The sequence below is a fragment of the Halorarius halobius genome (assembly GCF_024298865.1).
GTDB lineage: Archaea > Halobacteriota > Halobacteria > Halobacteriales > Haloarculaceae > Halorarius > Halorarius halobius.
Window position 1 is genome coordinate 1,485,893 of record NZ_CP101161.1, and the last position, 20,898, is coordinate 1,506,790.

General features: G+C 67.8%; 18 protein-coding genes. 9 read left to right on the forward strand and 9 right to left on the reverse strand.

Going from position 1 to position 20,898, the window contains the following annotated elements:
- Window positions 1-3: 3 nt before the first annotated feature.
- The 3 genes from NL112_RS07870 to NL112_RS07880 form a co-directional block, all read right to left on the reverse strand.
- Window positions 4-1,383: an ABC transporter substrate-binding protein gene (locus NL112_RS07870; protein ID WP_255152114.1), complete on the reverse strand. Its 1,380-nt coding sequence runs from the start codon at window positions 1,381-1,383 to the stop codon at window positions 4-6.
- 128 nt (window positions 1,384-1,511) lie between these two features.
- Window positions 1,512-1,922, reverse strand: coding sequence for a VOC family protein (locus NL112_RS07875; protein WP_255152115.1), 411 nt, complete (start codon window positions 1,920-1,922; stop codon window positions 1,512-1,514).
- 58 nt (window positions 1,923-1,980) lie between these two features.
- Window positions 1,981-2,580 (reverse strand): flavin reductase family protein, encoded by a 600-nt coding sequence (locus NL112_RS07880; protein WP_255152116.1) that lies wholly within the window; start codon window positions 2,578-2,580, stop codon window positions 1,981-1,983.
- Window positions 2,581-2,760: 180 nt separating this feature from the next.
- Here NL112_RS07880 and NL112_RS07885 point away from each other — a divergent pair, with 180 nt between their 5' ends.
- Entirely contained in the window at window positions 2,761-3,534 is a 774-nt protein-coding gene (locus NL112_RS07885) for a carboxymuconolactone decarboxylase family protein (protein WP_255152118.1), read from the forward strand.
- Between the two features lie 265 nt (window positions 3,535-3,799).
- Here NL112_RS07885 and NL112_RS07890 read toward each other — a convergent pair whose 3' ends face one another.
- Window positions 3,800-5,752, reverse strand: coding sequence for a 3-hydroxyacyl-CoA dehydrogenase/enoyl-CoA hydratase family protein (locus NL112_RS07890; protein ID WP_255152119.1), 1,953 nt, complete (start codon window positions 5,750-5,752; stop codon window positions 3,800-3,802).
- A gap of 130 nt (window positions 5,753-5,882) precedes the next feature.
- Here NL112_RS07890 and NL112_RS07895 point away from each other — a divergent pair, with 130 nt between their 5' ends.
- The 4 genes from NL112_RS07895 (at window position 5,883) to NL112_RS07910 (ending at window position 9,904) form a co-directional block, all read left to right on the forward strand.
- Window positions 5,883-6,866 carry a hypothetical protein gene (locus tag NL112_RS07895; protein WP_255152121.1) on the forward strand — a complete coding sequence of 328 codons (984 nt, stop codon included), beginning with the start codon at window positions 5,883-5,885 and terminating at the stop codon, window positions 6,864-6,866.
- Window positions 6,863-7,282: a Zn-ribbon domain-containing OB-fold protein gene (locus tag NL112_RS07900; RefSeq protein ID WP_255152122.1), complete on the forward strand. Its 420-nt coding sequence runs from the start codon at window positions 6,863-6,865 to the stop codon at window positions 7,280-7,282. Before NL112_RS07895 ends, NL112_RS07900 begins: the two co-directional genes overlap by 4 nt.
- A complete protein-coding gene (locus NL112_RS07905) occupies window positions 7,279-8,436 on the forward strand; it encodes a thiolase C-terminal domain-containing protein (protein WP_255152123.1) in 1,158 nt (385 codons plus the stop codon). Before NL112_RS07900 ends, NL112_RS07905 begins: the two co-directional genes overlap by 4 nt.
- Before the next feature lie 265 nt (window positions 8,437-8,701).
- Entirely contained in the window at window positions 8,702-9,904 is a 1,203-nt protein-coding gene (locus NL112_RS07910) for an MFS transporter (protein ID WP_255152125.1), read from the forward strand.
- A gap of 240 nt (window positions 9,905-10,144) precedes the next feature.
- On the opposite strand, the gene NL112_RS07915 is transcribed toward NL112_RS07910, so the two are convergent.
- Entirely contained in the window at window positions 10,145-10,555 is a 411-nt protein-coding gene (locus NL112_RS07915; protein WP_255152126.1) for a helix-turn-helix domain-containing protein, read from the reverse strand.
- Window positions 10,556-10,878: 323 nt separating this feature from the next.
- Here NL112_RS07915 and NL112_RS07920 point away from each other — a divergent pair, with 323 nt between their 5' ends.
- Together NL112_RS07920 and NL112_RS07925 are read left to right on the forward strand one after the other, a co-directional pair.
- Entirely contained in the window at window positions 10,879-11,124 is a 246-nt protein-coding gene (locus NL112_RS07920; RefSeq protein ID WP_255152127.1) for a HalOD1 output domain-containing protein, read from the forward strand.
- Between the two features lie 235 nt (window positions 11,125-11,359).
- Window positions 11,360-12,019 carry an isochorismatase family protein gene (locus NL112_RS07925; protein ID WP_255152128.1) on the forward strand — a complete coding sequence of 220 codons (660 nt, stop codon included), beginning with the start codon at window positions 11,360-11,362 and terminating at the stop codon, window positions 12,017-12,019.
- Window position 12,020: 1 nt separating this feature from the next.
- Here NL112_RS07925 and NL112_RS07930 read toward each other — a convergent pair whose 3' ends face one another.
- A complete protein-coding gene (locus tag NL112_RS07930) occupies window positions 12,021-12,995 on the reverse strand; it encodes an isocitrate lyase/PEP mutase family protein (protein ID WP_255152129.1) in 975 nt (324 codons plus the stop codon).
- A gap of 129 nt (window positions 12,996-13,124) precedes the next feature.
- Here NL112_RS07930 and NL112_RS07935 point away from each other — a divergent pair, with 129 nt between their 5' ends.
- Both NL112_RS07935 and NL112_RS07940 read left to right on the forward strand, forming a co-directional pair.
- Complete coding sequence (locus NL112_RS07935; RefSeq protein WP_255152130.1) at window positions 13,125-14,243, forward strand: ABC transporter ATP-binding protein; 1,119 nt, start codon at window positions 13,125-13,127, stop codon at window positions 14,241-14,243.
- A complete protein-coding gene (locus NL112_RS07940; RefSeq protein ID WP_255152132.1) occupies window positions 14,240-15,433 on the forward strand; it encodes an ABC transporter ATP-binding protein in 1,194 nt (397 codons plus the stop codon). Before NL112_RS07935 ends, NL112_RS07940 begins: the two co-directional genes overlap by 4 nt.
- 15 nt (window positions 15,434-15,448) lie before the next feature.
- Here NL112_RS07940 and hisD read toward each other — a convergent pair whose 3' ends face one another.
- From hisD to NL112_RS07955, 3 genes are all read right to left on the reverse strand, one after another.
- Window positions 15,449-16,768: a histidinol dehydrogenase gene (gene hisD / locus NL112_RS07945; protein ID WP_255152133.1), complete on the reverse strand. Its 1,320-nt coding sequence runs from the start codon at window positions 16,766-16,768 to the stop codon at window positions 15,449-15,451.
- A 114-nt stretch (window positions 16,769-16,882) separates the two neighbouring features.
- Window positions 16,883-18,832, reverse strand: a complete 1,950-nt coding sequence (locus NL112_RS07950) for a hydantoinase B/oxoprolinase family protein (RefSeq protein ID WP_255152134.1) — start codon at window positions 18,830-18,832, stop codon at window positions 16,883-16,885.
- On the reverse strand, window positions 18,829-20,886 hold the full coding sequence (locus NL112_RS07955; protein ID WP_255152135.1) for a hydantoinase/oxoprolinase family protein: 2,058 nt from the start codon (window positions 20,884-20,886) through the stop codon (window positions 18,829-18,831). Before NL112_RS07955 ends, NL112_RS07950 begins: the two co-directional genes overlap by 4 nt.
- Window positions 20,887-20,898 lie beyond the last annotated feature (12 nt).

The following is a 20,898-nucleotide window of genomic DNA, read 5'->3' on the forward strand; positions in this document are numbered from 1 at the left end:
CGGTTACTGGGAGAGGTCGCAGCCGAACGTCGGCGGCTCGACCTCCTCGAGCACGTCGATGGCAGTCGAGGTGACGCCGCTGCCGTGTGGCTGGATGTTCGACGGTTCGCCCTCAAGCGCGACGACCTCGTCGATGGTGAGGTCGAAGATGGGGTCGTGGGTCTGCTCGCTGATGGACATGGTGCCACGCGGCGACTCCCACTTGTACCCCTCGACGGTGGGGATGAACTCGTCGGGGGCGACGCCGCCCTCGGTGACGCCGGCCGCCAGCACGGTGGCCGCGTCGTAGGCGTTGGCGCCCCAGAACTGGGGCAGGTAGTCGTACGCTTCCAGGTGGGATTCGCGGAACGCGATGTTCGCGTCCGACTCCTTCGAGGGGGAGTAGGTCGCGATGCCCTTGGTGCCGATGCCGGCCTCACCGTACGCCTCCAGGTTGTCCTGGGTGGCGATGGTCGCCGACGCGGTCAGCGACATGCCCGCATCGCGCAGTCCGAGGTCCGAGAACGACTTCACCAGCCCGACCTCGTCGGTGCCGGAGGTGAACGAGAACAGCACCTCAGCGCCACTGTCGCGGGCGTTCTGCATGAACGACGACCAGTCGCTGTTGCCCAGCGGCGGGCGGGCGACGCCCTCGATACTGCCGCCGGCTTCCTCGAACCCTTCCTGGAAGTAGCCGCCGATCTGGTCGCCGGCCGCGTAGTCCGTGGCGAACACGTACGCGCTCTCGCCGACGTTCTCGTGGACCCACTGGCCGAACGGCTTGCCGAGCTGCCAGTTGTTCCAGGAGGTGCGGATGAAGGAGTTGTTACATGCCTCCGTCAGCGCCGTACTGCCCGCGGAGGGACTGAGCCAGACGAACTCGCCCTCGAACCGGCTGGCGACCGACAGCATCGCGTCGGCCGACGACGACGCCACCGGCCCGACGAGGAAGTCGACTTCCTCCTGCTGGATCATCTCGTTGGTGACCGAGGCCGCCTGCGAGGGGTCCGTGGCGGTGTCCTTCTGGACGTACTCGACGGGATGGCCGTCTATCTCGCCGCCGAGTTCCTCGTCTATCTTCAGCTTGAACGCGTCGACGAGCTGTTCGCCGGCAGTGGCGTACGGGCCGGAGAACGACAGCACGAACCCGACCTTCAGGCTCGACGGCTGTGACGTCGTCGACCCGCCGTCGTCGTCGTCACCGCCGCCACCGCCTCCGCCGCCACCGCCACCGCCTCCGCCGCCGCCACCGTTCCCGTCGCCGTCGTTGCCGGTACAGCCGGCGAAGGCGACGGTCACGCCCGCCGCCGTTCCCGACGTCAGGAACCGGCGTCGGGAGAAGCGCCCGCCGCCGCTGGTTGAGTCACTATCCGACACGTCGCGCTGACTGTCTGAGGTTGTCATTGGCTGACTCTCTCATGGGTGGTTGGCTGATGATGTATTAAACATTGCCCCTCGAACCGGGGAGTACCCAAGTGGTAAAGGGGCATCGTATCGGCCGAGCGGGTGGGTCAGCCGCCGCAGACTCGGGTTCACCCCTCGGTTATCGGATGGTGGTACTCGGTCAACACGGTGTAGACGCCGCCGAACTCCTTCGGATGGTAGATGAGTTCCGGCGCCGACTCCAGACCCCCCTCGATGATGGGTTCGACGCCGTGGTCGGCGAGGTGGGCCTTCGCGGCCGCGAGGTCCTCGACGCGGAACGCCAGCCCGTACAGTCCCGGGCCGTTCCGGTCGAGATAGCCCGCGATGTCGTCGTCGGCCGAGGCCGGCGCGATGAGTTCCAGCCCGGTCCGGTCGTCGTAGTAGACGAGCATCCCGGTGTCCCACTCCACCAGGTCGTTGAACGAGAGGCCCAAGAGCGTCTCGTAGCGCTCCTTCGTCGCGTCGAGTTCCTCGCGCGAGGCGACCAGGAGCACGCGGTCGATGTCGATAACCTGCATGCACCGCATCTCGCGGGGCGGTCACATATAGTTCGCGGCGGCCCGCTCGTGTGACTGCTCACTCGTAGTAGGCGCGTTCGAGGTCCATGACCGCCGTCTCGGTGTAGTACGGGCCACCGATGCGGCCGACGGCGCGTATCTTCCGGGCGTCGACCGTCCCGTCGGTGAGTATCGACTCGTCGAGGTGGACGTACTCGACGCGGCCGAACACGACGGTGCTGTTGCCCTCGATGTCGAGGCTGTCGTACAGCGAGCACTCCAGGGCGGCGGCGGCCTCGGCGACCCGCGGGGCGTCGACCCGCACGGAAGGGGCGGTCTCGAGGCCGGCGTGCTCGAACTCGTTTTCCTCGGCGTCCAGCGGCGCGCTGGTCTCGTCCATCGCCGCCGCGAGCGGTTCCGTGACGAGGCTGGCGACGAACTCGCCCGTATCGAGGACGTTACGCGCCGTGTCGGTGAGTCCGTCCGTGCGGGTGATGGCCGCGAACATCAGCACCGGCGGCGCGAAGCTGACGGCGTTGAAGAAACTGTACGGCGCGAGGTTCACCTCGCCGTCCGTCGACTGCGTGCTTATCCAGCCGATGGGTCGGGGCGTGACGACGCTCCCGAGGACCCGGTAGGTGGAGTTGCGGTCGTCGGTGCCGGGTTCGAACCCGAGCATCTCAGGGCCTCGTCGCCCGCGTCGCCGTCCGGGGTCGTTCGGCTGGTCTCACGCGTCCGGTCCCGCTCCGTCTCGTAGCCGTCGCCGAATCCATACCGCCCGGTTGGAACCCACCCGATTATAGGTTTCGGCGGGCCGGCGACGGCAGGTATAAGTCCCTGAGCCGGGAGATGTGAGGGTATGGCACGCGGCGACAGCGACCTGACCGAGGAACAGCGGCGTATCAGAGAGCGGTTCGTCGACGAGCGGGGCTACTGGCGCGAGGAGTGGGACCATCTGCTACGGCTCGACCCCGAGTTCTTCGAGCGCTACCGCGAACTGGCGTCCCACCCCTGGAAGGCGGGAACGCTCGACTCGCGGATGCGCGAACTCGTGCTCGTGGCCGCCAACAGTGCGACGACTCACCTCAACCACGAGGGGATGCGGACCCACATCGGACAGGCGCTCGACGAGGGGGCGACCGTCGACGAGGTCATGGAGGTGTTACAGCTCGCGTCGACGCTGGGCATCCACTCGGTGAGCGTCGGCGTCGACGCGCTCGCCGAGCGGGCGGGATTCCCCGACCGGACCGAGGCGCAACGCGAGTCGATGGCCGCCGTCAAGGCCGACTGGGCGGAGTACCTCTCCGACGACTGGGACGACATCGTCGCGTACGACCACGGCTATCTCGACACGTTCATGCGGTTCTCCTCGCATCCGTGGCGGACGGGCGCACTCGACCCCGGCGAGAAGGAGCTGATATACATCGCCATCGACGCGTCGACGACCCACCTCTACGAGCAGGGGCTCGGGTTCCACATCGACCACGCGCTGGAGAACAGCGACGTCACGCCCGAACAGATCATGGAGGTGTTCGAACTCGTCTCGGACCTCGGGATGCAGACCGTCACCGAGGGCGTCCCCATCCTCGTCGAGGAGGCCGCGGCCCGCGACCGGCTCCCCGAGGAGTCGTGAGGAGGACACAATCTCTCATGGTCTATTTGGTAGTATTCTTGTTACAGGCGTACGGTTGTAACTTTACGCCACGCGCCCGACCGGAACCGCGCTGTCGTGCGGTTTCGGTATCCGCCCTCGACTGATACACGTCGCCGTCTCGTTCGTAACAGGTGTCCGTTACGGGCGCCCGAAACGGGTGTATTCTGTCCGTAACAGGGCCGAAACGTCCGTCACGGGGACGAACGGCTGACGGCGCTCCGGCAGACACCCCCGGGGGGGGTGGTCAGTGGCCCTCGAACTCGGGGTCGCGGTCCTCCATGAACGCGGAGGCGCCCTCCATCATGTCGTCGGTCGACAGCAGGAGGCCGAACGCCTGGGATTCGAGTTCCAGCCCCGCCGAGAGGTCCTGGTCGCGGCCCGCGTTCATCACCTGTTTCGCCTTCCGGAGTGCGATGGGCGGCCCGGATACGAGGTCGTCGACGAACGCCTCGACGGTGTCGTCGAACTCGTCGTCCGTGACGGCGCGGTTGATAAGCCCCCACTCCTCGGCCGTCTCGGCGTCGATGCGCTCCCCGCGGAACACGAGTTCCTTCGCCCGCGCGTCCGAGAGCATCCGAATGGCCCGCTGGGTGCCGCCGCCGCCCGGGATGAGTCCCAGGGTGATTTCGGGGAAGCCGAACTCCGAGCCCTCGGTGGCGACCCGCAGATCACACGCCAGCGCGAGTTCGAGGCCGCCGCCGAGACAGAAGCCGTCTATCTTCGCGAGCGTCGGCCGCGGGAACGAACTGAGCGTCTGGAACACCGGCGTCACCTCGACGTCCGCCGGGTTCATGTCGGCGAAGCCGGTGATGTCGGCGCCGGCACAGAACGCGCGGTCGCCCGTCCCCTCGAAGACGACGGCGCGGACCGCATCGAGGTCGGCCGTCTCGAGGACGTGCTGAATCTCGTCCATCAGGTCCTGGGAGAGGGCGTTGAGCCGCTCGGGCCGGTCGAGTTCGATTTCCAGCAGGCCCTCGTCGGTGAGAGTGGCGTTCAGGTCGCGGTACTCCCGCTCGTCGGCCTCGCCGTACTCGTAGAACCCCTCGCCCGCGTCCTCGCCGGTGTTGCCGGCCTCGACGCGTTCGACGAGGTAGTCGGCCGGCTCGTAGCGGGCCTCGCCGGTCGCCTCGTGGAGGTCACGGAGCGTCTCGAGGACGGCGTCGAGCCCGATCTTGTCCGCGCGGCGGCACGGCCCCTCGGGGAAGCCGGTGCCCAGCCGCATCCCGGTGTCGATGGCGTCGGGCGTGGCGACGCCGTCGCCCACGAGCCGCGCCGCCTCGTTGATCATTCGGGCCTCGACGCGGAGCGTGTCGAACCCCTCGCCGTCGCCCGCCTCGTAGCTGACGCCCTCGCCCTCCTCGTAGTCGTAGAACCCCTTGCCCGTCTTGCGGCCGTAGTTCCCGGCCTCGTACGGTTCGGCCAGCGCCGGCGGGATGGGCGTCCCCGCCTCCGCGAGGACGTGGTAGTTGACGTCGATGCCGGTCATGTCCGTCAACTCGAACGGCCCCATCGGATACCCCCGCTGGTGGACCATCGCGGCGTCGGCCTCCTCGATGGTCGCCTCGCCCTCCGAGACCATCCACGCCGACTCGATGAGGAACGGCAACAGCACCGTATTGACGACGAACCCGCGGACGTCCTTGCGGACGTAGATGGGGGTCTTGTCGATGGCCTCGACGAACTCGTAGGCGCACTCGGCGGTCTCGTCAGATGTTTCGTCGCCGTAGATGACCTCGACGAGGTCCATCTTCACCGGCGGATTGAAGAAATGCATCCCCACCACCTGCTCCGGGCGCGAGGTGGCGCTCGCCATCTCCGTGATGGACAGCGAGGAGGTGTTCGACGCGAGCACCGTCTCCTCGGGCGCGAACTCGTCGAGGTCGCCGAAGATGTCCTTCTTCAGGTCCATGTTCTCCGGGGCGGCCTCGATGACGAGGTCGGCGTCCTCGACGGCGGTCTCGAGGTCGACCGCGGTGTCGACCCGCGCCATGACCGTCTCGACGGGCTCCTCGAGGCGGTCCTTCTCGGCGAGTTTCTCGAGCGACCACTCGATGTTCTCGTACCCCTCGTCGACGAGGTCCTGCTCGATGTCGCGCATCGTGACCTCGTAGCCCGCCATCGCGGCCACCTGGGTGATGCCGTGACCCATGCTCCCCGCGCCGAGGACTGCCACCTGCTGAATGTCGCTGACGTCCATGCCGTCGTGTCCCTCACGAGCGACTTAAGCCCATCGTCACCGGAGCCAGCGGCGCTCGGGGCAGTTTTATTACCCAGTACCCGCCCTTGTGAGGTATGGCATCCGCCACCACGCTACGGAGGTGCTGTCGATGGTCGTAGTCGCGGGCGTCGGCGCGTACGTCCCGCTGTACCGCGTCGACCGCGAGGACGTCGCGGCCCAGACCGACGGCGCCGCGAGCGGCGAGACCGCGGTCCCCGCGCCCGACGAGAACCACGTCACGATGGCCAGCGAGGCCGCCGACACCGCACTCGCGCGGGCCGGCATCGACGGCGGTGACCTGTCCGGCGTCCTCACCGCGAGCGTCACCGACCGCTTCGCCGAACACGGCATCGCCGCCCACGTCGCCTATCGCTACGGCGCGACCGGCGACGTGCGAACCGCCGACTGCGGCGGGTCGACTCGGGCCGCGACGGACGCGCTCGTGCTCGGTATCGACCGCGTCCGTGCCGGCGAGGGGCCGGTGCTGGTCGTCGGCGTCGACGCCGTCCCGACTGACCCCGACGACGACGGCGTCGCGTACGCCGGCGCCGGCGCCGGCGCGGTCGTGCTCGCGGAGTCGGCCGACGACCCCGCCGCGACGGTCACGGGTGTCGGCCAGTCGACGACTGGGTTCGTCGAGCGCCACCGCCTCCACGGCGAGGTGCCGACCCGCCTCGACGACCGCTTCGAGCAGTCGACGGGCGTCCCCGAGGCCGTCGGGCCCGCGATGGAAGCGGCGCTCGACGGCGCCGACCCCGACGCGGCCGTCGTTGGCACGCCCGAGTCGTGGCGCGCACGGTCGGTGCTTGGCGGCTCCGACGCCGAGCACGTGTCGGTGTTCGACTCGGTTGGCGACGCCGCGACCGCCTCCCCGTTCATCGACCTCGCACACGCACTCGAAACGGGAGCCGGCGACAGCCTCGCCGTCGTCGTGTACGGGAGCGGCGGCGCCGACGCCGTCGCGCTGGAGGCCGGTGCTGTCCCCGAGGACGGCGACACCGTCGCCGACCAGTTGGACGCGAAGGAACTGGTGACGTACGCCCAGCATCTCCGATACCGTGAACCGGTCGACTACCAGGGGGTGGCCCAATGAGCGGTCCCCGGTATCACCGCTCTCGCGAGCAGGACCAGCATCTGCTCGCCTTCGAGTGCCAGGAGTGCGGCTACGTCTCGTTTCCCGAGGAGCGAGAGACGTGCAAGCGGTGTGGCGCGGCCCCCGCGACGTGGGAGGATACCCACCTCGCGGAGCGCGGGACGATACGGACGTTCGTCGTCCAGGAGTACCTGCCCGACGAGTTCGAGTCGCCCCAGCCGGTCGCCATCGTCGACCTGCCGCAGGCCGACGGCGACGGCGAGCCTGCGCGGGTGTACGGACTGCTGACCGAGACGCATCTGGAGGAAATCGACGTCGGCACCGAAGTCGAGGCGCGGTTCCGGGAGCTGTTCGCGGACGGTGACCGACCCATCAACTCCTTCAAGTTCGCGGTGCCGCGGGGTGAGAAGCGATGACTGACGCGCACGTCGTCGGGTCGGGGATGATTCACTTCGGCGAACTGAAGGAGAAGTCGTTCGACGACACCATCGAGGAGGCGTATCTCGCGCTGCTCGACGACGTGGACGACGGCGTCGCACCCGCGGACATCGACGGCGTCTGGTACGGCTCGGCCGACATCGCCGGCGAGGGCTCCTCGGGCGTCACCGTCGCCCACGCGACGGGGCTGTTCGAGACGCCCATCACCCGCGTCGAGAACGCGTGTGCGACGGGTAGCGACGCGGTCCGCAACGCCCGCATCGCCATCGAGGCCGGGCAGGCCGACGTGGCGATGGTTATCGGCGCCGAGAAGATGACCGACGACACGGGCGGACTCATCGCCGCCGCGGCGCTCGACCGCCTGTGGCGCGGCCGGGGCGTCACGATGCCCGCGTTCTTCGGGATGCGGGCGACCCGCCACATGGACCAGTACGGCACGACCCGCGAGCAGATCGCGGAGGTGTCCGTGAAGAACCACGAGAACGGCACGAAGTACCCGTACGCCCACCAGCAGTTCGAGTGCACCGTCGAAGACGTGAAGAACTCCCCGACGGTGAGCTACCCGCTGAACCTCTACGACTGCTGTCCGGTCACCGACGGCGCGTGTGCCATCCTGCTGGCCAGCGAGGAGCGGGCCGGCGAGTTCACCGACGACCCCATCCGCATCGCGGGGTCGGGGCTCGCCACCGACTCGTTCATGCGCGGCGACGACCTCGCGTTGACGAACTTCCCGGCGACGCGACACGCCGCCGACCAGGCGTACGAGGAGGCCGGCATCGGGGCCGACGACGTCGACGTCGCGGAGGTGCACGACTGCTTCTCCATCACGGAACTCGTCACCTACGAGGACCTCGGGTTCTGCGGGCAGGGCGAGGGCGGCCAACTGGTCGCGGACGGCGAGACCCGCCTCGACGGCTCCATCCCTGTCAACCCCTCGGGCGGGTTGCTCTCGAAGGGCCACCCCATCGGTGCGACCGGCGTCGCACAGGTCGCGGAGATATACGAACAACTGCGGGGCGAGGCCGGCGACGTGCAGGTCGACGACCCCGAGGTCGGCGTCCAGCACAACATCGGCATCGGCCGCAACGCCACCGGCGCGGTCTCGTGTGTCAACGTGCTCGACCGACGGTAGCACCGCGGCACGCGGCCCCCCGTCCGCGACGGACGACGGATGTATCTATTCGTAACGGCGCCGGTGCCGTTCGGCCCCGCCGTTTCGGTGTAGAACGGTGCTCGTGGTGTCAGAACGGCGTTCGAGGCGGTTCCGTATCGATCCGGTAGAGATGCTTCTGACTGTAGGTGGAGGCGCCGGAGGAGCGCATCCCGGCGTCCCGTCGGTGGCACACGGCCGATGTCGAACCGAAACGCCCTCGTGGGGTCCCGCCGGGGTACGTCACATGGGAATACGAGCCGGCATCGGTCGACTCCGCGGCGGTGGTCGCGGGTGGACCTTGCTGGCCATCGCCGTCGGCTGGGTGTTCGTGCTCGGCGGGCGGTTCCTCGTCCCCGCGGTGCTCCCGCAGGTGAAGGCGGCGTTTGGGGTCTCCGATTTCGGTGCCGGCGTGGCGATAACGACCATCTGGGTCGCCTACGCGCTGATGCAGTCGCCCGGGGGGTTGCTCGTCGACCGGCTCGGCGAGCGTCGCCTGCTCACGGGGAGCCTCCTGTTGACCGCCGCCAGCATGCTCGTGCTCGGGGCGGCGCCGGCGTTTCTCGCCTTCCTCGTGGGCTGTGGTGCCTTCGGGCTGGCCACCGGGCTGTACGGACCCGCCCGCGGGACGGCGCTCTCGCGGACGTTCCCCGACAACGACGGCACCGCCATCGGCGTGACGCTTGCGGCCGGCTCCGTCGGCTCGGCCGTGCTTCCCCTGCTCGCGGGGGCGCTGGTGGGCACCTACAGCTGGCGGCTCATCGTCGGCGGGCTGCTGGTGCCGCTGGCCGTGGCCGGCCAGCTCGTCTGGGCGACGGTTCCCGAGCGCGACGGCGGCGCAGCCAGCCGCTCGCCCCGACAACTCGCGGGCGACGTCGTCCGGGCCGTCCGCGTCCGCGGCGTCGCTATCGCGGTGGGTGCGGCGACGCTGATGCTGTTCGCGTTCCAGGGGCTGTCGGCGTTCTGGGTCACGTATCTGGTCTCGGCGAAGGCGCTCGACCAGACGACCGCCGCGGCGGCGTTCTCGTTGCTGTTCGTCGGCGGCGCCATCTCGCAGGTCACCGCCGGCGGTCTCGCCGACCGGTTCGGCTATCGGGTGGTCCTGCTCGGCGTCGCGGCGCTGAACGTGCCGTTGCTGGTCGCGGTACCGTTCGTCGAGGGGGTCGTGCCCATCGCGGCGCTGTCGTTCCTGCTCGGCACCCGGCTGGGTATCGCGCCGGTGTCGAACGCCTACATCATCGCGGTGTTGCCCGACGCCGTCACCGGGACCGCCTGGGGCGTCCTCCGGACGGGCCTCTTTCTGCTGGCGGCCGGGGGCTCCACCGTCGTCGGGGCCATGGCCGACGCCGCGCTGTTCGACGAGGCGTTCCTGCTGTTGGCGGTACTGACCGCTGGCGGGGCGGTGCTGTTCGCGCTCCTCCCGGACCGCGAGGCGGTCCGGCCGGGGTAAGTACGCACGGTGGGGGCCACGAACGCCCCGGCGGCTCAAGGGTATCGCCGCACGTAATGGTAGACAGAGTAACACGAATGAGACCGTCGGCTCTCGGAATATAGACGAATATAGTTGTAACACTCGCCGCTCGAGGTGTATCCCGTATTCAGTTACTACACGCGTCGATGTAGGCGATTTCGGGTTTTTGTCCGAAGGTAGCGTGGAGGTGGCGCGACGTTCGTTCTTGTATCGGCGTCGTCACTCCAGAAACGTGCGGCGGACGTGCGGCGTCGAGTAGTCGACCCCGAACCGCTCGTCGATGCAGTCGCGCAACAGGTCGGCGTCCCAGCCGTCGGCGTCGTAGCCGCGTTCATGTGGTGACTCGTCGAGCCACGCCCGCACCTGCTGGCGCTGGTCGTCGGAGAGTTTCGGCGGGCGTCCCGGCTTCGGCGTGTCGCGGAGCGCCTCCTCCAGCGACCCGGATTCGAGCCGGTCGAGCCAGTAGTAGACGGTCGACTGCGGGATGCCGTACCGCTCCGAAATCACGTCGACGCCGACGCCGTCCTTGTACGCCAGCGCCACCATCAGCCGCTTTGCGGCCTTCGCGTCTTCGGCGTCGGCCAGCGCCTCGCGCAGTCGGTCGGGCGACAGGTCTGCGAGCTTGCTCATGCAGGGTACTGACGCGCCGGGGTTACAAAAATTTCTATACGGCAGTTTACAATTAGTTATCTATAGAAGTCAGCCGACAGGCGGTGGCGTCGGCGCACGGCCGGGGCCGACAGCGGGTCGGCGCAGTTCGGCTACGTGGACGGTTCGACGACGGCCGGTCCGACTTATCTCCAAACACATGTGTCAGAATTGGCGCTGTGGCGACCCTCGGGGCTCGTCCGACCAGCCGGTCGGCGACTCCCCACCGGCTTCGGGGTTAAAGCGCCGCTTAAGCCGATGAAACGTCATCGGTAGTTATGCGTCGTCCGCGACCAGGGGTCGCTATGGGTGGGGAAGACGACGTCACGTTCCAAATCGTCTCCGAACTGGAGGCCGCCGGTGTCGACGTCGAACAGCTACCACCGCTGATGGAGTACGTCGACACCGAGGCGCTCGAAACGCTCGTCGCTCACGCCCGGGAGCATCCGGACGCGGCAGTTACCGTCCGGTTCGACTACGCCGGCATCACGGTCACAATCGCCGGGGGCGAGGTCGAGGTCGTCGAACGTGAACCGTCGACGAAACCGTAGGGAGGGCGGCGAAGCGACGGCCACGCTCTCCTCGGTGTCCCACCGGCGGTTCGTTTCGGGTCGACACACCGCCGCCACTTCGGCGTCGGGTCGCCGCTTCGGAGTGGGAGTTTGACGCAACTTATTGTAATACTTCGCTCTCCCGAGTGTCCCGACTACTCGTCGTCCACCGGTGCTCGTGTGTGGGGATACCGTGGTGTTATATGCCATCCCGTTCAACGACACGCCACCAGCCATGAGCGAGCAAGCCACGGGCGAGGAGTCGACGGAACAGGTGTACGACCGGGCGGGCATCGGCCATCGGTTCGGCTACGGCGAGCGGCCGGTGCTGGTCGTCGTCGACCTCCAGTACGGGATGACCGACCCCGACAACCCGCTGGGCTCGGATCTCGGCGGGGCCGTCGAGCGGACGAACGACCTCGTCGCCGCGGCCCACGAGGGGGGCGTTCCGGTGGTGTTCACGCGGGTCGTCACGAAACACCCCGACGCCGCGGACCTCGGCGTCTGGACCGAGAAGGTGCCGAACCTGGCGACGCTGAAGCCGGACACGCGGTGGGTGGAGATAGACGACCGCATCGACGTCGGGGACGACGACCACATCCTCGACAAGCGGCAGGCCAGCGGCTTCCACGAGACGGAACTCGAGTCGATGCTCACGGCGACGAGCCGCGACACCGTGGTCATCGCCGGCTGTACGACCAGCGGCTGTGTCCGCGCGACGGCCATCGACGCCTGTTCGGCCGGCTACAAGACCGTCGTCGTCGAGGAGTGTGTCGGCGACCGCACCGACCGGGTCCACGAGGCGAACCTGTTCGACATGGACTCGAAGTACGCGGACGTGGTCCCGCTCGAGGACGCGACGGCGTATCTGGAGTCCGGCGGCGACCCGCAGTAGGCTACTCCGTGATGTCGACGCCTTCGCTGTTCTCGTACTTGTCGGCCTCCTCCTCGGGGAGATAGCGGTCCTCCTGCCGGTAGATTTCTGGGAAGCCGGCGAACTCGAAGAACCGCCCCATCGCCGTCTCCTCGAGGTCGGACTCGATGGGAAGGTCGGCGAACGTCTCGTCTTCGAACGCGCGTTGCGCCTCGGAGATGCCGTCCCGGCCGGCCTCGTCGAGCGCCTTCAGATGCGTGAGCGAACTGTGGATAGCCGCCATCGGCGCGGCCGTCGGGTAGATGACGATGTCGTAGCCGAGTTCCTCCAGTTCCGTGGGTTCGAGCCGCGGCGAGATGCCGACGCAGTTGTACAGCAGGGGGGCGTCGACCTCCTCGGCGACCCGCTCGACCTCCTCGGCGTCGGTCGGCCCCTCGACGAACGCGATGTCGGCGCCCGCGTCGACGTAGGCGTTGGCCCGCTCGATGGCGTCGTCGAGCGAGCCGTCGTGGGCCCCCCTCGCGTCCGTGCGGCCGATGATCTGCATGTCGCTGTCCAGCCGGTCGCGCTCGTCGGCGGCCGCGCGGTACTTCCCGGTCGCCTCCTCAACCGAGATGACCTCCCGGCCGCTCGCGTGGCCACAGCGTTTCGGCGCGGTCTGGTCCTCGATGTGGATGGCGCCGACGCCGGTGTGGGCGTACTCCCGGACGGTCCGGACGACGTTCGTCGCGTTGCCGTAGCCGTTGTCCGCGTCACAGACGACGGGCACGCTCGCCGTGTTCTGGATGTTGTGGCCGTTCTCGACCATCTCGGTCATCGTCACCAGCCCCGCGTCCGGGAGGCCGGTCTTCGCCAGCGACGTGCCGAACCCGGTCATGTAGAGGGCGTCGAACCCAACCATGTCGGCCGCTCGCGCGGTCAGCGGGTCGTGGACGCCGGGACACACCAGTATCTCCTCGCGGGCGACGAGCTGTTGGAACTGCTTGCCGTACTGCATAGACGCAGTGGGTCGGTGACTCACATAAATCATAGGGCGGGCCCGCGCCCGGTCTGTCCCCATCGATGCTGTGAGTCCCGCCGCCGCAGGGGGAAAATGTTATGTGATAACGGGGCACGGTTTTTATCAATGGCTGCCCGATCAGTCCGAGTGGCGGAGCTGTCGAAGTCGTTCGAGGCGGAGACGGCACTCCACGGCATCGACCTCGACGTATCTCCGGGCGACATCACGGTCGTCGTCGGTCCCAGCGGATGTGGGAAAAGCACCCTGCTGAAATGCATCGCGGGGCTCGTCGACCCCTCCGAGGGGTCAATCCAGTTCGACGGTACCGACGTGACCGACCGACGGCCCGCGGACCGCGACCTCGGGTTCGTGTTCCAGGAGTTCGAGGACACGCTGTTCGCGCATATGACGGTCCGGGAGAACGTCCGGGTCGGCCTCGAACAGCAGTCGTCGGTCGACGCCGCCGACATCGAGACGCGGATCGACGACATTCTCGAGATGGTCGCGGTCAGCGACCTGGGCGACGACTACCCGGAGAACCTGAGCGGCGGTCAGCAACAACGGGTCGAACTCGCCCGTCAGCTGGCCCGCGACTGCGACCTCGTCCTGCTCGACGACCCGCTTGCGGACCTCGACTACAAGCTCCAGAAGCGGATGGAGCTGGAACTCCACCGGCGACACGCCGCCTCGAACAACACCTACCTCTACGTCACCCACAACCAGACGCAGGCGCTCGAACTTGCGGACGAACTCGTCGTGATGAACGCCGGCCGCATCGAGCAGGTCGGCACGCCGGCGTCGGTGTACCACGACCCGGAGACGGCGTTCGTCGGCCGGTTCGTCGGCGACTCGAACATGATAGAGGGCGTCCGCGACGGGACGGAGGGTGCCATCTCGACCGACGCCGGCGAGCTTGTGGCCGCGGACGCCGGCGCCGGCTCGGAGGAGGTCGTCGTTCTCGTCCGCCCGGAGGAAATCGAACTCCAGCCGGACCCCGACGCCGTCGACAACACCCTCGAGGGCCGCGTCCAGGGCCGGACGTTCATCGGTGACGAGACGGAGTTCATCGTCTCGGTGCCAGGCATCGAGGACACGGTGCTCGTCCGGCTCCCCGGGTCGGTGACCGTCGACGCCGACGAGGTCACCATCGGCTGGGACGCCGACGCGACGCTCGTGTACGGGCTGGACGAACTGAGCGTGGACCCCGACTTCGCGCTTGCTGACCTGCGGGAGCTGTACTCATGAGCGACACGAACCCATCCGTCGCGGCCGACGCCGACGGCACGACCGACGCTGCACAGGACGTTTCGATAGCGGTCGAGGACCTGACCAAGGTGTACGACGGCGACGTCCTCGCCGTCGACGGCATCTCCTTCGACGTGGCGGCGGGCGACTTCTGTGTCATCATCGGGCCCAGCGGCTGTGGCAAGTCCACGACGCTCCGGTCGATGGTCGGGGACCTCTCGCCCACGTCGGGCCGTATCTACGTCGACGGCGTCGACGTGACCGAGACGCCGACGTACAAACGCGACATCGGGCTCGTGTTTCAGGATTTCCAGCTGTTCCCGCATCTCACCGTCCGCGAGAACGTCGAGTACGGGCTCGAACGCGTCGGGGCACCGCCCGCGGAGCGTGACGAGAAGGTCGAGGACGTCCTCGAGTTGATGAAGCTCGAATCGCTGGCCGACAGCCCCTCGGACGAGCTGTCGGCCGGGCAGAAACAGCGAGTCGCGCTCGCCCGGAGCCTCGTGCTGGAGCCGAACGTCCTGCTGTTGGACGAGCCGCTGGGCGACCTCGACTACAAACTCCAGAAGCGGCTCGAACGGGAACTGCTCGACATCCACCACCAGGTCGAGACGACGTTCGTCTACGTCACCCACGACCAGCGGCAGGCGATGCGGCTGGCCGACCAGATCGTCGTGATGAACGACGGTCACGTCGAACAGTCCGCACCGAGCGACGAGATTTACAACCACCCCGCGACGGCGTTCGTCGCCACGTTCGTCGGCGACTCCAACGTGTTTACCGGTGAACTCACCGACGTCGTCGAGCCGGGCGTCGCCCGGATGGACACGCCGTTCGGCACGTTCGACGTGTCGGCCGAGAACCTCTATTCGGACCCCGAGGAGCTACTCGGCGAGACGCTCCCGTTCGCCGTTCGCCCGCAGTTCCTCCGGGTCGACGAGACGGCTCCGAACACCGTCGACTGTGCCGTCGAGGACGTCATCCACCAGCCCGGCAAGGGGACCAAGCTCATCCTCGAGGCGACGGACGCCGACGGGGAGCCGAAACAGCTCGAACTCACGACCCACGACACCTACGACAGCCTCGACGAGCGGGTCGTCGCGGGCTGGGACCCGGCCGACACCATCCTGCTGGAGCGCATCTCGGTCACCGACAGCGTCGACCTCGAGCGCGACCTTCTCGGGGAGTGAGCCGCTGACGGCGGCTCATTCCTCGAGGTCGAGCCCCAACTCCGCCGCGAGCTCCCGCGATTCCTCCGAGATGATGCGTTTCTCCGCGGACACTTGGTGAGCGTGGGTCCCCTCCAGTTTGCAGATGCTCGCGGCCCACGGGGCGATGGAGTCGGCGCCCTCCGGCGTCAGTTCCTGGTGGGTGAGCACGCGGAGATACGTCGTGACGTTGATGCCGCCCGTGTAGTTGGCCACCTCCTGTGTCGGAAGCGAGTGGTTCGTCCCGACGGCCTTGTCGCCGAACACGACGGGCGCGTCGTGGCCCAAGAACAGCGAGCCGTAGCTGTCGAGGTCGTCGATGAGCTGTCGGGCGTCGTCGACCATCACCTGGACGTGCTCGATGGCGTAGTCGTTGGCGACGCTCGCGGCGCCTGCGAGGTCGTCGACGAGGACGATTTCGCCGTTGGCGTCCCACGACTCGCGGGCGGTCTCCGCGGTCCGGAGGCTCGGCAACTGCGCCTCGAGTTCGTCGAGCACCTGGTCGGCGATTCCTTCTTCGGTGACGACCAGTATCGGTCGCGACCGGGGGTCGTGTTCCGCCTGTGCGAGCAGGTCGGTGGCGACCATCTCCGGGTCAGCGGTGTCGTCGGCGATGATGAGCACCTCCGTCGGGCCGGCGATGAAGTCGATGCCGACGGTGCCGAACACCTGTCGCTTGGCCTCGATGACGAACACGTTGCCCGGGCCGGTCACCTTGTCGACGCTCGGTATCGTCTCCGTTCCGTACGCCATCGCCGCGATGGCCTGTGCGCCGCCGGCGACGTAGATTTCGTCGGCACCGGCCCGGTCCATTGCGTACAGCTGTGCCGGCTGGAGCCCCCCGTCGGCCTGCGGCGGCGCGCACGCGACGACCCGGTCGACGCCGACGACCGTCGCCGGGACGATGGTCATCGCCGGCGTCGCAACGAGCGGGTGTCGGCCCCCGGGGACGTAGACGCCGGCGCTTTCGACGGGGAGCAGACGCGTGCCGAGCGTGATGCCGGGTTCGGTCTCCGTTTCGAACCCGTCGAGGTTCTCGTACTGCCGCTCGTGGAACTCGCGGACGTTCTCGATGGTGTTGTCGATGGTGCGTCGTTCGGCCTCGGTGAGGCTCTCGGCCGCCGCGTCGATCTCCGCCTGACTCACCTGAAGCTCCTCACGGTCGACGTCGTCGAACTTCCGCGTGAGTTCGCGGACCCCCTCGTCCCCCCCGGACCGGACCGTCTCCACGATGTCCCTGACGGACGCTGTCACGTCCTGTGGAATTTCGAGCGACGGGTCGTCGGCCTGCTTGAGATACGTGTGGTTCGGTTCCATCGGCCGCAAAATCCGGCCGAACTGGATTAAATCTTTCCGTAACATGGGAAGAAATCGACAGACAGCGGCGGCTCGGCGCCGGCGCCAGAGGGTACGGGCCGGAGGGTGGTGGGGTCAGTCGCCGTACTGTTTCCCCTCCCACTCCGAGATGCCGCTCTTGTACTTCTCGATGTACTCCTCGCGGGCGGCCGCGATGCGGTCGGCGAGTTCGCGCTCGCTGGGGATCGGGCCGCGGTCGATGGTGCCGAGTTCGTCCCGCTCCTCGCGGAGCGTCGCCCGGCGGTCGGCCGTCGCGGCCTCGTCGACCGTGTCGTCGTCGGCGAGCACGACGCCGTACTCCTCGACGGCCGCCTCCCGGGAGACGAGGCCCTGTCGGACCTCACGGGCGACCGTCTCGGCGTCGCGGTCGAGCGGGTCGCCGAGGCCGCCACCGCCCGCCGTGATGAACACGAGTTGGTCGCCGGCTTCGACCGGGAGGTTCTCCACCTTCGAGGGGAGATGCTCCTCGGTGCCGTCCTCGCGGACGAGTATCTTCTCGCTGTTGCCCGCGGGGTTGCCGCCGTCGACGCCGGGCGGGTTCGTCAGCGCCCGGTCGTCCTGGTACGTGAGCGTGCCGTCGGACTTGAACGTGTACGTCCGGCGGATGCCGTGGCCGCCGCGGTGTTCGCCGGCGCCGCCGGAGTCGACGTTCGCTTCGTAGGCGTCGACCCGGAGCGGGTAGTACGCCTCCAGATACTCGACGGGGACGGTGTAGAACAGCGGCCACCACGAGTGGCCGTCGAGGCCGTCGCCCGCCGGGCGGGCCGGGATGCCGCCGTACAGCAGTTCGAGCAACTGGAACGGCGTGCCCTCGTCGTCGACGCCGGAGTAGACGAGGTTGGGGTTCGTCCCGTAGCTCCCGCCGGCGCTGAACTCCTCGCCGAACGCCATCGAGAACACGCCCTGGAGCACCTCGTGCTGTTTCGTCATCGTCGGCAGGCGGTTCGACACCGCGGCGGGGTACTCCGGATTCAGGATGGAGCCTGCGGGGATGTCGACGTGGACCCGGTCGAAGTAGCCGTCGTTGAACGTCAGCTTCGGGTCGTGGGTCATGATGACGAACAGCCCCACGAACATCTTGAACATCTTCGTGTTCAGGATGAAGTTGACCGTCCCGGGCACCTGCGGGTCCGACCCCTCGAACGTGAGATAGAGGTCGTCGCCGTCGCGGTACATCTTCAGCTCGAGGCGGATGGGGCCGTGACCCAGCCCGTCGTCGTCGGAGTAGTCCCAGAAGACGAACTCCTCGTGTTCGGGGATGTGTTCGCGGAACAGTTCGGTGACGCCGCGGCGCGTCCGGTCGAGGACCGCGTCACACGCCTCCAGATACGTCTCCTTGCCGAACCGGTCACACAGCTCCTTGACGCGCTTCTCGGCGGCTTTCGTCCCCGCCGAGATGGCCTTGATGTCCGCCTCGTTCACGTCCGCCGTCCGGGTGTTGTGGGTGAACGTCGACAGCAGTTCCTCGTCGAGTTCGCCGGCCTTGAACAGCTTCACCGGCGGGAGCCGGACCCCCTCCTCGTGGATGGTCTCGGCCTCGATGGGGATACTCCCGGGGACGATGCCGCCCACGTCCGCGAGGTTCCCCCACTGCTTCGAGAACCCCACGAGGTCGTCCTCGTAGAAGATGGGGCGAAGCAGGATGAAGTCGGGGTTGTGGGAGATGGAGCCGTCGGTGAGATACGGGTCGTTCGTCGCCAGCACGTCCCCCTCCTCGAGGTCGTCGAGTTCGTACGGCGAGTTCTCGATGATTTTGTCGATTTCGCTCCCGAACTGGCCGGCGATCATCCGCCCCTCGCGGTCCGCGATGAGCGGGAACTGGTCGCTCTGCTCCCGGATGGCGGGGCTGAACGCCGTCGTCTCCAGCACGCGGTCCATCTCGTAGCGCGTGTTCAACAGCGTGTTCTCGATGATGTCGAGCGTCGTCGGGTCGATGTCGTGGTCGCCCACGAACTCCGGTTCGGCATCGCTCTCCTCGGCTTTGAGGTCCGCTACCCAGTCGGGGTGTGATTCGGTCGTGCTCATTGGTCGCCTCGCGTGATTTCGAGACAGCCGTAGCGATTGACTGTCGCCGTGTTCTCGGGCAGGACGGTCGTCGTCGCGTCGTTCTCGACGACGATGGCCGGGCCGTCGATTTCGTTGCCCGGTCGAAGCTGTTCGCGGGCGTATATCGGCGTCTCGTAGGCTGAGCCGTCGAAGTACGCCTCGTCGGTGCTCGTGACGGCGTGGCTCGCGTCGGGGCCGTCCATCTCGGCTTCCGTCAGCGCGACGCCGTCGATGGTGCCGCGGCCGACCACCCGGAGGGTGGCGAACTCCACGGGCGCATCGAGCGTGAACCCGAACTGCTGTTCGTGCCGGCGCTCGAACTCGTCGCACATCGCGTCCATCCCGTCGCCGTTCCGGAGCGTCTCCGGGTCGACGTCGATGGACATCTGGATGTCCTGCCGGTAGTAGCGGCAGTCGACGGAGTACTCGAACACCTGGTCGGCGTCGTCGACGTCCTCGGAGGAGAGCCACGCCGACGCGTCCTCGCGGAGCGAGTCGAGTTCCGCCGCGAGGTCGTCGCCGCCGACCTCCTCTTCGGTCTCGATGTACGTCTCCGTGAACTCGTTTTGGATGTCGCTGGTCAGGAAGCCGTACGCGCTCATGACGCCCGGCCCCGGCGGGATGATGACCGGATACGCCTCGATGAGTTCGCCGACCGCGTTGGCGTGCATCGGTCCCGCGCCGCCGAACGCGACCAGGCCGAACTCGCGGGGGTCGTACCCCTTCTCGACGGAGACGACCCGCAGTGCCGAGTAGATGTCCTGGTTCACCACGTCGAGGATGCCCTGTGCGGCTTCCTCGACGCTGATGCCGCGCTCCTCGGCGATGGGTTCGATGACGTCGTAGGCGGCCTGCCGGTCGAGTTCGAGCGTGCCGCCGAGCTTCACCGACTCGGGGATGCGCCCGAGCACGACGTTCGCGTCGGTCACGGTCGGCTCCTCGCCGCCCCGACCGTAACAGGCCGGGCCGGGGTCGGCGCCCGAACTCTCGGGACCGACCTCAAGCGAGCCCGACAGCTGGAGGTCCGCGATGCTCCCGCCGCCCGTCCCGACCGTCGTGATGTCGACGGTCCGGGCCTTGAACGAGCGGTAGCCCACCTCCGTCTCGCGCTCGACGGTCGGCTGGCCCCCCTCGACCAGCGACACGTCGGTCGAGGTGCCGCCCATGTCGAGGGTCAATACGTCATCGACGCCCAGCGTCTCCGCGAGGTCGGCGGCGCCGACGACGCCCCCGCTCGGCCCCGACAGCGCGAGGTTGACCGGGTACTGTTTCGCGGCGTCCGTGCTCATCGTCCCCCCGTCCGAGCGGACGATGTTGAGCGTCCCCTCCATCCCCTGGTCGCGCAACGAGTTGTCGAGGTCGTCGAGGTAGTTGATGACGGTCGGCTGACCGTAGGCGTTGATGACCGCCGTCAGCGTCCGCTCGTACTCGCCGTACTCCGAGACGGTCTCCGAGGAGATGGAGACGGGGAGGTCGGGGAACTCCTCCTCGACGATGGCCCGTATCTCCTCCTCCTGGGCGCTGTCGACGTAGGAGTTGATGGTCATCACCGCCAGCGCCTCGATGTCCTGGTCGACGAGCGTCGACACCGCATCGACCACGTCGCCGCGGTCGACTCCCGAGACGACCGACCCGTCGGCGTCGAGACGCGCGTCGACGCCCGCGGTCTTCTCCAGGTCCGCGAGCGGTTCGGGCTTCTCGAAGTTGATCCAGCCGTACAGCGGCCCCGGCGTCCACGCCCGCGCCAACTGCAGGATGTCTTCGTAGCCCGAACTGACGAGCAGGCCGACGTCAGCGCCCGTCTCCTCGAGTATCATGTTCGTCACGACCGTCGTGCCGTGGAACACCAGGTCGAGGTCGGTCACCGACGCGTCGGCTTTCGTCGTCGCCTCCTGTATCCCCTCCAGGACGCCCTCCGATGGGTTCTCGGGTGTTGTGAGTACCTTGTCTATCGTCAGTTGCTGGGACTCCTTGTCGAACACGATAACGTCCGTGAACGTCCCACCAACGTCAACACCTAGATTATATTTCATGTATTGTCGAGT